At 64.6% G+C, this 13469-nt stretch carries 14 protein-coding genes; 6 read left to right on the forward strand and 8 right to left on the reverse strand.

The window, feature by feature from the left end; translation table 11 throughout:
• Positions 1-24: 24 nt before the first annotated feature.
• Positions 25-627, reverse strand: a complete 603-nt coding sequence (locus tag CXQ89_RS15895; protein ID WP_104161976.1) for a helix-turn-helix domain-containing protein — start codon at positions 625-627, stop codon at positions 25-27.
• Positions 628-778: 151 nt separating this feature from the next.
• On the opposite strand from CXQ89_RS15895, the gene CXQ89_RS15900 reads away from it, so the two are divergent.
• Entirely contained in the window at positions 779-1591 is an 813-nt protein-coding gene (locus tag CXQ89_RS15900) for an IclR family transcriptional regulator (protein WP_104055840.1), read from the forward strand.
• Between the two features lie 71 nt (positions 1592-1662).
• Here the strand turns inward: CXQ89_RS15900 and CXQ89_RS15905 are convergent, their stop codons facing one another.
• From CXQ89_RS15905 to CXQ89_RS15935, 7 genes are all read right to left on the reverse strand, one after another.
• Positions 1663-2124: a hypothetical protein gene (locus CXQ89_RS15905; protein WP_104161977.1), complete on the reverse strand. Its 462-nt coding sequence runs from the start codon at positions 2122-2124 to the stop codon at positions 1663-1665.
• Between the two features lie 2 nt (positions 2125-2126).
• A complete protein-coding gene (locus CXQ89_RS15910) occupies positions 2127-3707 on the reverse strand; it encodes a long-chain fatty acid--CoA ligase (RefSeq protein ID WP_104161978.1) in 1581 nt (526 codons plus the stop codon).
• Positions 3704-4555 carry an SDR family NAD(P)-dependent oxidoreductase gene (locus CXQ89_RS15915; RefSeq protein ID WP_104055835.1) on the reverse strand — a complete coding sequence of 284 codons (852 nt, stop codon included), beginning with the start codon at positions 4553-4555 and terminating at the stop codon, positions 3704-3706. Before CXQ89_RS15915 ends, CXQ89_RS15910 begins: the two co-directional genes overlap by 4 nt.
• Before the next feature lie 108 nt (positions 4556-4663).
• Positions 4664-5230, reverse strand: coding sequence for a 3-phenylpropionate/cinnamic acid dioxygenase subunit beta (locus CXQ89_RS15920; protein WP_237685784.1), 567 nt, complete (start codon positions 5228-5230; stop codon positions 4664-4666).
• 28 nt (positions 5231-5258) lie between these two features.
• A complete protein-coding gene (locus CXQ89_RS15925; protein ID WP_104161979.1) occupies positions 5259-6470 on the reverse strand; it encodes an NAD(P)/FAD-dependent oxidoreductase in 1212 nt (403 codons plus the stop codon).
• Positions 6471-6539: 69 nt separating this feature from the next.
• Positions 6540-6890 (reverse strand): bifunctional 3-phenylpropionate/cinnamic acid dioxygenase ferredoxin subunit, encoded by a 351-nt coding sequence (locus CXQ89_RS15930; RefSeq protein WP_104055832.1) that lies wholly within the window; start codon positions 6888-6890, stop codon positions 6540-6542.
• Between the two features lie 28 nt (positions 6891-6918).
• Positions 6919-8286: an aromatic ring-hydroxylating dioxygenase subunit alpha gene (locus CXQ89_RS15935; RefSeq protein ID WP_104055830.1), complete on the reverse strand. Its 1368-nt coding sequence runs from the start codon at positions 8284-8286 to the stop codon at positions 6919-6921.
• A 284-nt stretch (positions 8287-8570) separates the two neighbouring features.
• On the opposite strand from CXQ89_RS15935, the gene CXQ89_RS15940 reads away from it, so the two are divergent.
• The 5 genes from CXQ89_RS15940 to CXQ89_RS15960 all read left to right on the forward strand — a co-directional run bounded on the left by CXQ89_RS15940 (position 8571) and on the right by CXQ89_RS15960 (position 13466).
• Entirely contained in the window at positions 8571-9950 is a 1380-nt protein-coding gene (locus CXQ89_RS15940) for an MFS transporter (protein WP_104161980.1), read from the forward strand.
• A gap of 112 nt (positions 9951-10062) precedes the next feature.
• Positions 10063-10512, forward strand: coding sequence for a PaaI family thioesterase (locus CXQ89_RS15945; protein WP_104055826.1), 450 nt, complete (start codon positions 10063-10065; stop codon positions 10510-10512).
• 90 nt (positions 10513-10602) lie between these two features.
• Positions 10603-11544 carry a 3-carboxyethylcatechol 2,3-dioxygenase gene (locus tag CXQ89_RS15950; protein ID WP_104104842.1) on the forward strand — a complete coding sequence of 314 codons (942 nt, stop codon included), beginning with the start codon at positions 10603-10605 and terminating at the stop codon, positions 11542-11544.
• A complete protein-coding gene (locus CXQ89_RS15955) occupies positions 11541-12383 on the forward strand; it encodes a 2-keto-4-pentenoate hydratase (RefSeq protein WP_258060159.1) in 843 nt (280 codons plus the stop codon). Before CXQ89_RS15950 ends, CXQ89_RS15955 begins: the two co-directional genes overlap by 4 nt.
• Positions 12384-12569: 186 nt before the next feature.
• On the forward strand, positions 12570-13466 hold the full coding sequence (locus CXQ89_RS15960) for an acetaldehyde dehydrogenase (acetylating) (RefSeq protein WP_237687264.1): 897 nt from the start codon (positions 12570-12572) through the stop codon (positions 13464-13466).
• Positions 13467-13469 lie beyond the last annotated feature (3 nt).

The following is a 13469-nucleotide window of genomic DNA, read 5'->3' on the forward strand; positions in this document are numbered from 1 at the left end:
TTGAAAGCAGCTGCCTCGAGAAGGTTACGGGCCGGCCCGCAGCCCTTCGGCACGCTCAATATCCTGGCGGACAAACTGCGGAACGGATGGTGCCGTCGTGGTCAGATGGGAAACCGACGGGCCGTCCACGGCGCGGTACCCGTGCCGGACGTCTCCGGGGAAACGCAGGAAATCTCCGGCACCAAGGATCCGCAGGTCCGCTTCCGGACCCGCCTCCAGGACTCCGCTGATGACGTACAACTGATGAAGTGTTCCCGTCCCGCCAGGTTCAACCACGCGCCGTTCGGTTCCTTCTTCAATACGCAGAAGCTGGGTCCGTACGTATCCGGACCCGTAGACACGGTCCAGGTGCCGGGCCTGCCCTGCCTGCGCCGCACGCCAGGATGCTCCGGCCGCCGGCGACAGATGCACCTGTGTCCCCCACTCGGTGAGGAGCCTCAGCATGCCCACTCCCAGGCCCTGGCCGATGCGTTCAAGGGTTTCCACCGTAGGGTTGCCCACTCCGGCTTCGACCTTGGACAGTGTCTGCTTGGAGAGCCCCGCCCGGGCAGCCAGCTCGCCGAGGGAGAGGTCACGCTCGAGCCTGAAGCGCCGAATATTCCGGGATACCAGCTCGTTGGTCTGCATGGCGGCCAGTCTGTCACATATAAGTGACAATTTGTCATGTTTGACACACCTATCTGTGGCGGGCAACACTGATATTGCCCGTTGTTCCACAGACCGGCACGTTGTCCCTGTCCACACGGTTCAACAACCACTTCCAGCGTCGGAGGAACCGATGACCCGCAGCATTCCACCTGCCCGAGATTCGCGGACGGCCGTCGACAAAGCCATGTCACTGCTCAGTGCCTTCGGCGATGACGCGTATATCGGCGTTGGAGTCAGCGAACTGGCACGCCGGTCCTCGCTGTCCAAATCCACTGCCTTCCGGCTTTTGGCCACACTGCAGGAAAACGGGGCGGTGGAGCGCGCAGGCAACAATTACCGGCTGGGCAAGATGATCCAGGATCTGGGCGCCACGCAGGAGGACGCCCTGCAGGGCAGGATGCGGGATGCTTTGACGCCCTTCCTGGCGGATCTCTACGTACTGAGCAAGCAGACGGTGCATCTGGCGGTCCTGCAGGGAACCGACGTTGTTTACCTGAACAAGTTGTACGGCCATCTTCAGGTCCGCAGCCCCTCCCGCATTGGCGGACGCGCTCCCGGCTACTGCACGGCAGTGGGAAAGGTCCTGCTGGCCTACAACCCCGACGCCGCCGAGCAGGCCATGGCATCGGGAATGCTCAGCTGGACTCCGTCCACCATCACCAGCCCGGCCCGGCTCCGGACCGAGCTGCTGGAGGTGCGGCGCACCAACCTTGCCTATGACCGCGAGGAGATCCTCACCGGCCTCAACTGCATCGCAGCTCCTGTCTTCGGGACCAATGGGCGCCCGGTGGCCGCGCTCTCCGTCTCCGGGCCGGTGGGCAAGTTTGTGCCGGAGTCCCAGGCAACATCACTGCGCAAGGTTTGCTACGCGGCGTCGCGCGCCGTGGCCGCGGTCAGCGGCCAGCAGCACCAGACGCGCCGCCAGCTCGCCCAAAGCGCCTAGGGCGCCAGGCGCGCGGCGCACCTGGCGCCCAAGGCGCATCTGCTGACACGGCCAGCACGACGGCGGCCGTGTCAGCGGGTGGGGACGTCGTCGATCCGACGGGATTCTTCCAGCACCCAGGCCGGTTCGGCGGCCAACAGCGACACCGACCGGTCCGGCAAATCCACGTCCACAACGTAGCGGTACCCGGCCCGTTCCGCGCGGGCAATCTCCGCCACATCGCCTTCTGCGGTGGCGATGACCAGGCGGCGGCACTGCGGATCTGCTGCCATCACCTGTTCCGAGACGAGCTGCAGGGCTTCCGCGGCGGCGTCTGCCGAAGGCTGCAGAACACGGTCGCGCACCGACGCGGGATAGGCTGCATCAAGCTCTCCGCGGACCACGAAGTCAACGAGCACCACACCGCGGGGCTCCCCGGCCTCCGTGACGGCAAAGGCTTCGGCAAAACCCCCTGCAGGCTGGACCGGGACGGCAGCCCAGGTCGCAGGCAGGCTGGCAGGCCACTTCAAAAGGTCAACTTCGTCGGCAGACATCGTCAGTTCTCCTCCGATGCCATCTCGCGGATGGCTATCTTGTTCAGTTTTCCTGCACCGTTACGGGGAACGGAACCCGTCAGCACCAGCTTTTTGGGCAGTTTGTAGCGGGCCAAATACGTTCCGGTGAACGCACGCACCTCTTCGATGTCCGGAACAATTCCGTCCACGCAGCTCATGACGGCAACAACGGATTCTCCCCATTTGCTGTCTTCGACGCCGACGACGGCGACATCCAGGACACCGGGAAACTCCATGAGGGCGCGCTCCACCTCGGCGGGATAGACGTTCTCTCCGCCGGTCACGATCATGTCCTTGAGCCGGTCGACAATGTAAAAGAAGCCGTCTTCGTCCTGGTATCCGATATCTCCGCTGCGGAACCATCCGTCGTTGAAGGCCGCTTCCGTGGCAGGACCGTCATTCCAGTATCCCGGCGTGACGTTTGGCCCCTTCACCCACATCTCACCGGTGCTGCCGCGCTCCGCAACGTCGTTGCCGGTGGTGGGATCGACAATCCGCACTTCGGTGTACGGCATGGGGATGCCGCAGGATCCGGCTTTGGCGTAGGTCAGTTCCGCCGGGAGATACGTGGCGAACGGCGCTGTTTCCGTGAGCCCCCAGGCCTGCTGGACACGGACCCCCTTGCCTTCATACTGCTTCAGCAGCACCGGCGGAACCGGCGCCCCCGCACAGATGAGGGCTCTCAGGCTTGAAATATCGGCTTCTTCGAAGTTCTCCGCCTGCTGCATGGCTGAAAGCTGTGCAGGTACCAGGAACGCCTGTGCAACACCGTGCTGCTCAATGTCCCGCAGCGTTTGCCGGGGATCGAAGGTCCGGCGGATAACCGTGGTTCCTCCCCGAGCCAGGACGCGGAGGGTGAGGGCGTTCAGCCCGCCAATGTGGAACAGCGGGGCGACGGCCAGATTGACGTCCCCGCGGCGGGTATCCACCAGCGAATCGACGTTGACGGAGTTCCACCACAGGTTTCCGAAAGACAGCTGCACACCCTTGGGCACGCCGGTGGTTCCTGAGGTGAACATCAGGATAGCCAGATCGTCATGCACCCGCGGGGTAACCTCCGGGGCAGGTCCTTCCCCGGTGCCAAGGAAATCGCTCAGCAGGGTCCAGATCGGTGAGAATTCGGGCGCCGGGGGAACGGCCGGATCGTTGTCCACCAGCACCAGTGCCAGATCGTCGGCCTGGAAACCGTCGTATCCGGACAGGATTTCCACGACGTCCTGATGGCACGGCTCAACAATGAGCACCTTCGGGGTGGAACGCTGGATCAGAACACTCACTTCACGCGGAGCGAGCCGGAAATTGAACGGTTCAAAAACTCCGCCGACCCACCAGGCGGCCAGCATGGTGCTGACGAAGGTTCGGCTGTTGAGTCCCAGGTAAGCGACCCGGTCCCCCTCGGCCACCCCCCTGTCACGCAGGGCGGCAGCAAGCTGTCCGGCTTCCGCCAGCAGTGACGAATAACTGATCTCCCGGTCCTCGTAGACCAGGGCCGTCGAGTCCGGGGCATAAGCGGCAACGCGGTGCACTGCCGTTACCGGATTGAGGTTGATGTCCTGGCTCACAGCTGGTCGCCTCCCGCTGCGCGGTCTCCGAACCCGCGCACGGCGATGCCGCCGTCAACGGGAACAATGGCGCCGGTGATATTGCCGGCGTTTTGGCGTGATGCCAGCAGCACGTAGGAGCCGGTGAAGTCCTGCGGCTCCACGGAGGCGTCATGCAGGGGTATCAGCGGGTTGTTGCCGGTGATCTCCGACCGGGCGAACGAGTCGGAGATGGTTCGTTCATTCAGTCCGATGGAGGCCGGGCCGCGGAGATCGGTGTTCATGGCGCCCACGGCCACACCGTTGACGCGGACCTTCGGGGCCAGTTCGTAGGCCAGCTGGTTGACGAGTCCCCGGCCGGCAAATTTGGACGCTGTGTAGACGGGTCCGCCGCCGGCGGTGTGGAAGGAGGCATTGGACAGCGTCATGACCACGTTCCCGCGGGTCTTGACCAGTTCCTGCCACGCAGCCTGCACGGTCAGAAGGTATCCCAGGACATTGATGGAAAACAGTTCGTTGAACGTGTCTGTGAGCTGCTGCCCGTTCAGGCGCGTGATGGACCGGTTGTAGTCCCAGATCCCGGCGTTGGGCACCAGGATGTCCAGTTTTCCGAACCGGGCCACCGTCTGTGCGACGGCGTCCTGCAGATCTTCGCTGCTGCGCACGTCGCCGGGAAGGGCGAGCATCCGTTCAGGGGCGGAGGAAGCCTCCACCACCGATTTCAGCTTGTCGGCGTCGCGCCCAAAGATGGCAACGGAGGCCCCTTCGGCAAGATAGCGCTCGGCCACCGCCTGTCCGATTCCGGAGCCGCCGCCGGTGACCAGGGCTACGTCACCCTGCAGCCAGCCGGCCTGCTGTGTTGCAAACATGTGTACCTCTCATACTGAGATGTGGAAGGTGCTGGTTTGACGCGCAGCGGAACAGAACCCCGGAGAGATGTTTCCGGAGTTGGCTGGCCACCGGGCCTGGAGGGTGTCTTAGAAGAACGTGCTGAGGTTTTTGGCCTGCAGCACGTTGGCGTCGAACATGATTTCCCGGCGCGCCACCTTGAAGCCGCCGTCGGGCTGGATCCGCAGGATGTCGGTGCGTCCTCCGGCGTAAATGTCGGTTTCCGTCTGAAGGCGGTTGCGGTACACCAGGAAGGCGCACCGGGCGCTGAGCGTTCCGTCCGATTGGTGGTGGACGGTGACGTTCGAAATCAGGTGCCGGGTGCGCGAGGGCGGGTCTTCGGCCCAGGCCATCCCCGAGTCGTAGCGGCGGATTCGCCAGGCCAGCGACTCCTTGGTTTCGTCGAAGTAGGCGGCTTCCCCCTGGGCTCCCACGGAGAGGGCGGCCTGGCGGCGCAGCCTGTTGGTCCGCAGCGGCGCCCAGTAGAACAGATCGTCGTCGAACACTTCCAGCCAGTCCGCGAAGCGGCCGTCGTCGAGCAGTTCAGCTTCGCGGAAGTAGAACTGCTGGACGCGGTACGCCAGCTCGGAGTCGACCAGCTGGCCGTCCGTCGGTGGAATGTCGGTGCCCGCAGCCGGGGCCATGGTCTCGGTCATCGTGTCAGCTCACGTTTCGTCAAAAGGATCAGCGGGCAAGTTTTTTGAGGTCGACGGCAGGATCCGCGAGGAGGGCAGGATCAACCCGGATGCCGCGGTCGATAATGCGGCGGGCAGCGCGGACGGTCAATCCGCCGTCGATGGCGGCGCAGCCGGCCATGGTGCCGTCGTCGGCCAACCGGAAGCTCGCCACTGGGACTCCGTCTTTCTCGCGCACCACAATGGTCCCGTCACCGAGCATTGATCCGGCGCCTTCAACGTGCACGCCGTGGCGGTCGGACCAGAACCAGGAAGCGCCGTGGACGGGCAGGTCCTGCCCCAGCAGGGCCGCGGCAGCCGTGGATCCGGTGTGCATGGCGTGTTCCCAGTGCTCGGCCCGGCGCAGGAGCGTACCGTCCGGCAGCCGGGTGCGGGAGGAGTCGCCCACCGCATAGACGTTGGGGTGGCTGGTGCGCTGGTGGTCGTCGACCAGCGTCCCGTTATCAATTTCCAGCCCGGCCGACGCGGCCAGCGCGGTTTCCGGTACGATGCCGATCCCCACCAGAACCAGATCTGCGGTGATCGTTTCGCCGCTGTCCATCTCGATGCGGTGTCCGGTTTCCCCGGCGCTGATGGCCAGCGGGACGCCGGTGACCACCTTGATGCCGCGGGCACCGTGCATGTGATGCAGCCGCTCGGCAAGGGCAAGCCCGACGGCGGGAACCAGGGGCGGCTCCACTGGATCGATCAGTGTCACGTCGGCGTCGAATGCCAGCGCCGATGACGCCGTTTCAGCGCCGATCAGTCCGGCCCCGATGATGGCCAGGTGCACTCCGGGCCGCAGCAGGCTGCGCAAATTGTCCGCATCCGCACGGTTGCGCAGTTCAAGGACCGACTCGAGGTCGCCGCCGGGGATGGCCAGCCGCCGGGCCGCGCCGCCGGTGGCCAGCACAATCTTGTCAGCGGACAGCTCCCGTCCGCTTTCCAGAAGCACCATGCCCTCGTCCGGGCGCAGGGCCACGGCTTTGCCGGTGATCACCCGGACGTCCTGTTCCTCGAACCAGGCCGCGTCCGCCAGCTGGATCTGCTCGCCGGTACGGGTGCCGAGGAGGTAATCCTTGCTGAGCGGAGGCCTGTCGTACGGCAGCCCCTCCGGATCGACGATCGTCAGCGTTCCTTCGAAACCGCGGGCTCGCAGGTCCTTGACCGTAGTGAAGCCCGCCATCCCGCCGCCTACGACGATGACTGATTCAAGCGCCATGAATGTTCTTCCTTGCAGATCGGTACAGCTCGGTGCAGCGGTGGCCGGTTCAGGCCGTAGCGCGGGTGGTCAGGCAGACGCCGGCACTGCTGAGGTGTTCGGGTAGAGCAGCACCTCACCGTCTTCGACAACTACTTTGTGGGTTCGCGCGGCAATCGTCGCCGGCATGCACAACGCGGTTCCGGACTTCAGGCAGAACTTCGCGGAGTGCACCGGGCATTCCACCTCGGTTCCCTCAATCCAGCCGTCCGCCAGGGACGCGGTTTCGTGGGTGCAGTTGTCATCGAGGGCGTAAAAATTGCCGTCCTCGGCGTGGAAAACAGCGATGTCCTCCCCGGTGCCGTTTTCGGCTCCGGAAACCACCTTCGCTTCGCCCTCGTCGATGTCGTCGATGCTGCCCAGGTTGATTGCTTCGCTCATGATAAAAGTCCTAACTCAAAAATGGCTGTTACTGCCCCGGCTGCTGGCTCTGTTTGCCCTGCTCATGCCAGGCCGGCGTATTCATCAGCCCGGCCCAGTGCTTGTAGAACGAGCGCCCGGCGGCATCGGAGTACAGCTCGGAGGTCTGGCCGGGGTACACGCCGTCGTTCCGTTCGCTGCCAATGCCCATCTGGAAGTTCAGCGGCACGCTGTTGGTCACGAAGCCGTGCGAGATGGCCTGGACCTCGGACCAGTTCTCGCCGTCGTCGGCCTCGAAGATGCCCGAGGGCCCAAAGGTGCGCAGGTTGTACAGCCGCTGCGCGTCCTTGACCTCATCCGGCATGGACTTGTCCACAAGGATCCAGGCCCAGACCTCAATCTTGTCCGGTCCCTTGGGGTGCCAGACGCGGATGGATCCATTGACCGGAAGGTAGGAGAAGTTCGGGAACACCGTGGCGTGCCCGGTGGTCATGGGACCTTCCACGGCGGCATCGCCCAGCCGCTCGCGCAGGGCCGGGTAGTCGTAATACTCGTGGACGGGGCCGGCATCGAAACGGGATTTCGGATGGGTGGGGAATCCTGCACCGTGGCCGTTGGGCGCCACGAACTGCCGGCCCGGGGTGGCGGCGATTTCGGCTTTGGGGCCGCGCCCGGTGGGTGACATGACCATCAGCGCCGAAGCGTGGGACATGTTCACGTGGTACCAGTCCGTGGCGAACTGCTCAGCGGCGAGCTTCCAGTTGCCCTCCAGCTCCCACTTCATGACCCCGCCCATGACCTCGGTGCCTTCGGGATCACGGTCGAGCATGGCATCCATGTAATACCGCATGTCCCCCAGGCTCTCTTCAAGGGGTTCGGCGTTGGGGTCCCAGTTTCCGAAGATGAGTCCCTTGTACGTGGCCAGGCTGGGCACGTCGATGAGGCTCCAGTCCTTCCGGTCGAAATCCTCCGGGTAGGCCTGCTCATTGGGCACGGACTGCAGGGCACCTGCCAGGTCAAAGGACCAGCCGTGGTACGTGCAGGTAAACATCTTGGTGGCGCCGGCATCGGCCCGGCACAGGCGGACTCCGCGGTGCCGGCAGGAGTTCAGGTAGGCGCGGATGGTCTTGGTTTTGTCCATGGTGACAATCACCGGATCCTCGCCCATGAACGTGGTGAAGAAGTCGCCGGGCTTCTTGAACTGGCTCTCATGGGCCAGGAACAGCCAGCTGCGGGCAAACACACGGCGCATTTCCTGGCCGTAAATGCCCCGGTCGGTGTAGATGGAACGGTCAATCATTCCGCCGTCGGTGTCCACCAGCGTGGACACATCGACATTGGTGTTCATGGAAGCCGGGCGCGGCAGCCGACCAATGGCCGGATTGGCCTTCGACGGGCAGGAGTCCTCGGTGCTCATGTGGATCATTCCTTCTGACGGGTCGGCGGCAGGCGCCGGTCGGCACAATTGCGTTGGTTCCATCTCACCCCGGTTACAGGCCGGACACCAACCAGCGTTCCGAACACTAGGACAAAGACCTTTGTCAAATAGTGTTTAGGCCCCGCGGGGCCGCGCAATCCGGGTCCCGGAGGAGCTAAATCTCACCGTCGCGTGTTCCACACCGCGGCACGGCCACTGGGGTGATGCCCGTCACGCCCATCAGGCTCATAGGAGTTATCTGCACATTTCTTCCGGGAGACCCCATGCCATCACCATCCGCCGCCCTGCCTCCGTCCCCGACCGCGGCAGGACACCACACCACCGGGAAGGACTCGCGCCGCGCGCTCGTCTCCAGCTTCCTGGGCTCGACTGTCGAGTACTACGACTTCCTTCTCTATGCCGCTGCCGCGGGCCTGGTTTTTCCCAAGTTGTTCTTCTCGGCAGACATGGATCCCACGCTGGGCACCATCCTGTCCTTCGTGATCCTGCTGGCCGGATACATTTCACGGCCCATCGGCGGCGTGCTTTTCGGCCATTTCGGTGACAAGTACGGCCGCAAGAACATGCTGTTTATCACCCTGATGATGATGGGTCTGGTGTCCGTCGCCATCGGGCTCATGCCCACGTATGCCGCCATCGGCGTAGCCGCGCCGCTGCTCCTGGTCTTCCTCCGCGTGGTCCAGGGCCTCGCCGTCGGCGGTGAGTGGGCCGGTGCCACACTGATGGCCGCCGAACACGTCAAGGAGAAGAACCGCGGCTTTGCCGCGTCCATCGCCGTCACCGGCGGTCCCACCGGCTCGGTGCTGGCGACGCTGATCCTTGGCCTTTTCGCGGGCCTGCCTGAGGACGACTTTCTCAGCTGGGGCTGGCGCATTCCCTTCCTCCTCTCCGCCGCCCTGGTGATTATCGGCCTTTACCTGCGCTACCGCGTCACCGAGTCCCCCGACTTCGTGGAGGCACGTGCGGCGGGAACGGTGCACACGGGCGTGCCGATCCTGCGGGTTCTGAAGAAGTACCCCCTGTCCTCGCTCTACGGCATTCTCGCTGCCGCCGGCCCGCTCTTCATGCAGGCGCTCCTCGCCGTCTTCATGGTCCCCTACGTAGTCGGCACCGGTGCCGTGGACCGGCAGACGGCACTGATGATGCTCACGGCGTCCTCCTTCGTGCACATTTTTGCGATTCCGTTCTTTGCCTGGCTGTCCGACAAGTTCGGCCGCCGCCCGGTGATGCTCGCCGGAGCGGGAATCTCCGTGGCGCTGGTGTTCCCCATGTTTGCGATGTTCAACTCGGGCAGCTTCTGGCTGATTGCGCTGGCGTTCATGGTGGGCAACCCCATCATCCAGGCCTCGATGTACGGCCCGATCGGCGCCTTCCTGGCGGAGAAGTTCGACACCCAGGACCGTTACACCGGCGTTTCGCTGACCTTCCAGCTGGGTTCGGTGCTGGGCGCCGGCACGGCTCCGCTGCTGGCCACCTGGCTGATCGATCTGGACAACGGCCGCGGCACGGACAACATTGCCTGGTACTTCATCGCGCTCATTGCGGTGGGCGCCGCGTCAGTGATCCTTTCCAAGGAAACACGCGGCAGGTCGGCCCGCGAGCAGACCGCCCGCGACGACGCCGATTTGGCTTCGGTCGGATAACCGGGCACCTGCTCCTGTTCTGCCTGGCGGCACCCGGCTTCAAGAGCCGGGTGCCGCCGTCGTTAGGGTTGCAGGAAGATACAGACCCCCAACACGTTCAAAGGATTCGCCCATGGCACTGCCCGCTACCCTCGAAGACTTCACCGCCTTTATGGAGAAGTTCACCGCCGCGCGCGGTTTCGACGACATCGCTGTCACCCTCGGCCTGGAACCGCACGCCGTTGACGGTGAATCGATCAGCATGAGCATGCCGCTGACCGATCCGCTGGCCCAGGCCAACGGAATGTTCTCCGCGGCCGCGCTGTTCGGTGCTGCCGACATCACCGGAACTCTCCTTGCCATGCAGGCCTACGCCGGGTCCGGCCAGTTCCCGCTCGCCGTTCAGTCCAGCCTGAACTTCATGTCCAACTCCAAGGCCTCCCCCGCCGTAGCCACGGCCCGCATCCTGCGCGGCGGCGGATCCGTGGCCGTGGCCGAGGTGACGGTTCGTGACGCAGCCGGCAAGGACCTGGTGCACTCCACGTTTACGTATGTGCTCAAGGAACGCTCATTGGGCAAGTAGGCCCCGCGTACCGCAGGACGGAACAGGCGTGCGGAGGACTCACGCCGCCGGGTGTGCAATGAATGCAGGACGATCCAAAGGAGTAATGCCATGAAGCAGGCCCTCGTGTGCATGTCACACAGCCCGTTGCTCGAACACACCGATCCGCCGGCCGAGGTTAAAGCCGCCGTTGAGGCGGCCTTCGACCAGGTACGGGCGTTCGCCGCCGAGTTCAAGCCGGACCTGATCGTGAACTTTGGTCCGGACCACTACAACGGCTTTTTCTACGATCTGATGCCGCCTTTCTGCATCGGCTACGAAGCACACGGCACTGGCGACTACGATTCCTGGGACGGCCCCCTGAACGTCCCGACGGACATCGCCCATGAGCTGGCGCAGTATGTCATCGACCAGGACATCGAGACCGCTATTTCACGGAAGATGGAAGTCGATCACGGCGCCGTCCAGCCCATGGAAATCATCTACGGCGACCTGAGCGAAGTTCCTGTCATTCCCGTGTTCATCAACTCGGTGGCCCCGCCCTTCTCCAAGATGAGCCGGATCCGCGAGTTCGGCACCGCAGTGGGCAACTACTTCAAGAACAGCGACAAGAAAGTCCTGTTCATTGGTTCCGGCGGGCTGTCCCATGATCCGCCCGTTCCGCAGATCGCCACGGCCACCGAAGAGCAGCGTGCTTTCCTCACCGACGGACGCCACCCCACCCCTGAAGCCCGGGCCGCCCGCCAGCAGCGCACCATCGACACCGCAAAGGCCTTTGCCCGCGGCGAGGCCGACATCATGGACCTCAATCCGGAATGGGACCGCGCCTTCCTGGACGTTTGCCGGTCCGGCGACGTTTCCCGGTTCGACGCCTATGTCCCCGCGGAAATGGACGCCGTCGCCGGCCATTCCTCCCACGAGGTACGCACCTGGGTTGCCGCTTACTCCGCGCTGCGGGCCTGCGGCGAGTATGAAGTGACCTATGAGTTCTATAAGCCGATCAAGGAATACATTGCCGGCTTCGGTGTCACCACGGCGGTGCTGGTCCCGTGACGGCGGCAGCAGAGGCCGGCGCAGCGGATTGGACGTCCAACCCGTCCGCTGATGCCACCCGCAGCGAGCAAATGATCCGTCTGGCCGACGAGCTTTTCGAAGCCACCCGGACGCTGGTTCCCGTGGCTCCTTTGCGGGACAGGGTGCTGGACCTGACGCTCGATGACGCCTACATGATCCAGAGCCGCCAGCTGGAGCGGCACCTTGCCGGCGGCCGGATTCTGGCCGGACGCAAAGTGGGACTGACGTCCCCGGCAATGCAGCGCCAGCTCGGTGTGGATTCGCCGGACTTCGGCTATTTCTTCGCCGACATGGTGCACCACGACGACGACGCCGTGCCCGCCGGCGACTTCATCTCGCCGAAGGTCGAGCCCGAGTTCGGGTTTGTGCTGCAGGAGACCCTGCAGGGTCCGGGTGTCACCCTGGAGCAGGCCCGCGCCGCTATCGGCGCCGTCTACCCCGCCATCGAGATCATCGACTCCCGGATTGCCGACTGGGATATCAAACTCCTGGACACCGTGGCGGACAACGCTTCCTGCGGCGCGATTGCGGTGGGCACCACAGCCCTGCCCGTCTCCGTCGAGGACCTGGCCTCGGTCACCTGCTCACTGCTCATCGACGGAGAGGTCCGCGAAACCGGAACCGGTGACGCCGTCATGGGTGACCCGGTGGCCCCGCTGGCATGGCTGGCCAACGTCCTGGGCGAGCAGGGCGTGGCACTGGAAGCCGGACAGCTGATCCTGCCCGGTTCCTTCACCCGGGCCCTTCCCGTCGTTGCCGGCGAATCAGCCACGGCCCACTTCGGGGACCTGGGGTCCCTCACCATCCGGTTTATCTGACTCTGCTTTACAGATCACCGCTTCATAGAACGTTCATCTGATTTCGGGCTGCCGGCGCCCTTCCGCGCCGGCCCCGCTGCTTGTGAAGCAGCCGCCCTCTTCCGCAAAGGAACAGCTCCCGTGACACAAACGCCCAAGAAGAAGACCGCTGCGATCGTCGGCTCCGGCAATATCGGCACCGACCTCATGTTCAAGATCATGCGCCGCAGCAAAAACGTAGAGGTCAAGTACATGATCGGTGTGGATCCGGCTTCCGACGGTCTGGCCCGCGCCGCCCGCCTGGGACTGACCACCTCCGCCGAGGGCGTTGACTGGCTCCTGGCCCAGGATGAACTGCCGGACTTCGTGTTCGAGTGCACGTCCGCCAAAGCCCACGAAGCCAACGCCCCGAAGTACGAGGCCGCCGGCATCCGCGCCATCGACCTGACCCCGGCCGCCGTCGGGCCGTACCTGGCCCCGGTGGTAAACCTGGATTCGCTGACCGACGTCATGAACGTGAACATGATTACCTGCGCCGGCCAGGCCACCACGCCGATTGTTGCCGCAGTGTCTTCGATTGTTCCGGTGGAGTACGCGGAAATCGTCGCCTCCATCGCCTCGAAGTCCGCCGGCCCGGGCACCCGCGCCAACGTGGACGAGTTCACCGAAACCACGGCGAAGGCCTTGGAAGCGGTGGGCGGCGCCAAGCGCGGCAAGGCCATCATCATCATCAACCCGGTGGAACCGCCCATGATGATGCGCAACACCATCTACTGCTCCATCCCGGCAGAAGCCGCCGAGCCCGGTGACACCCAGGACCGCATCCGGGCAGCCATCGAGGAAGCCGCAGCCAGGATCCGCGACTACGTGCCCGGCTATGAGCTGCGCGTGGCTCCGCAGTTCGACGCCGCCCGCGAGGACTGGGGCGGCAACGGCCGAGTAGGCATCTGGGTCCAGGTGGCCGGCGCCGCCGACTACCTGCCGGAATACGCCGGGAACCTGGACATCATCACCGCCGCCGCCACCCGTACCGCCGACCTGCTCGCACAGCGCATGGACGAGCGTTCCGCCGAGCTGGCCGCCGCCGGCACCCAGAGCAACTAGGAG

The sequence above is a fragment of the Arthrobacter sp. ZGTC212 genome (assembly GCF_002929255.1).
Lineage (GTDB): Bacteria > Actinomycetota > Actinomycetes > Actinomycetales > Micrococcaceae > Arthrobacter_B > Arthrobacter_B sunyaminii.

Bases quoted from the DNA above. Each gene is read 5' to 3' on its own strand.
- CXQ89_RS15925 (WP_104161979.1), bottom strand. From the start codon at position 6,470: ATGGCGCTTGAATCAGTCATCGTCGTAGGCGGCGGGATGGCGGGCTTC.
- CXQ89_RS15930 (WP_104055832.1), bottom strand. From the start codon at position 6,890: ATGAGCGAAGCAATCAACCTGGGCAGCATCGACGACATCGACGAGGGC.
- CXQ89_RS15940 (WP_104161980.1), top strand. From the start codon at position 8,571: ATGCCATCACCATCCGCCGCCCTGCCTCCGTCCCCGACCGCGGCAGGA.
- CXQ89_RS15950 (WP_104104842.1), top strand. From the start codon at position 10,603: ATGAAGCAGGCCCTCGTGTGCATGTCACACAGCCCGTTGCTCGAACAC.
- CXQ89_RS15915 (WP_104055835.1), bottom strand. From the start codon at position 4,555: ATGTTTGCAACACAGCAGGCCGGCTGGCTGCAGGGTGACGTAGCCCTG.
- CXQ89_RS15945 (WP_104055826.1), top strand. From the start codon at position 10,063: ATGGCACTGCCCGCTACCCTCGAAGACTTCACCGCCTTTATGGAGAAG.
- CXQ89_RS15900 (WP_104055840.1), top strand. From the start codon at position 779: ATGACCCGCAGCATTCCACCTGCCCGAGATTCGCGGACGGCCGTCGAC.
- CXQ89_RS15905 (WP_104161977.1), bottom strand. From the start codon at position 2,124: ATGTCTGCCGACGAAGTTGACCTTTTGAAGTGGCCTGCCAGCCTGCCT.
- CXQ89_RS15895 (WP_104161976.1), bottom strand. From the start codon at position 627: ATGCAGACCAACGAGCTGGTATCCCGGAATATTCGGCGCTTCAGGCTC.
- CXQ89_RS15935 (WP_104055830.1), bottom strand. From the start codon at position 8,286: ATGAGCACCGAGGACTCCTGCCCGTCGAAGGCCAATCCGGCCATTGGT.
- CXQ89_RS15960 (WP_237687264.1), top strand. From the start codon at position 12,570: ATGTTCAAGATCATGCGCCGCAGCAAAAACGTAGAGGTCAAGTACATG.
- CXQ89_RS15920 (WP_237685784.1), bottom strand. From the start codon at position 5,230: ATGACCGAGACCATGGCCCCGGCTGCGGGCACCGACATTCCACCGACG.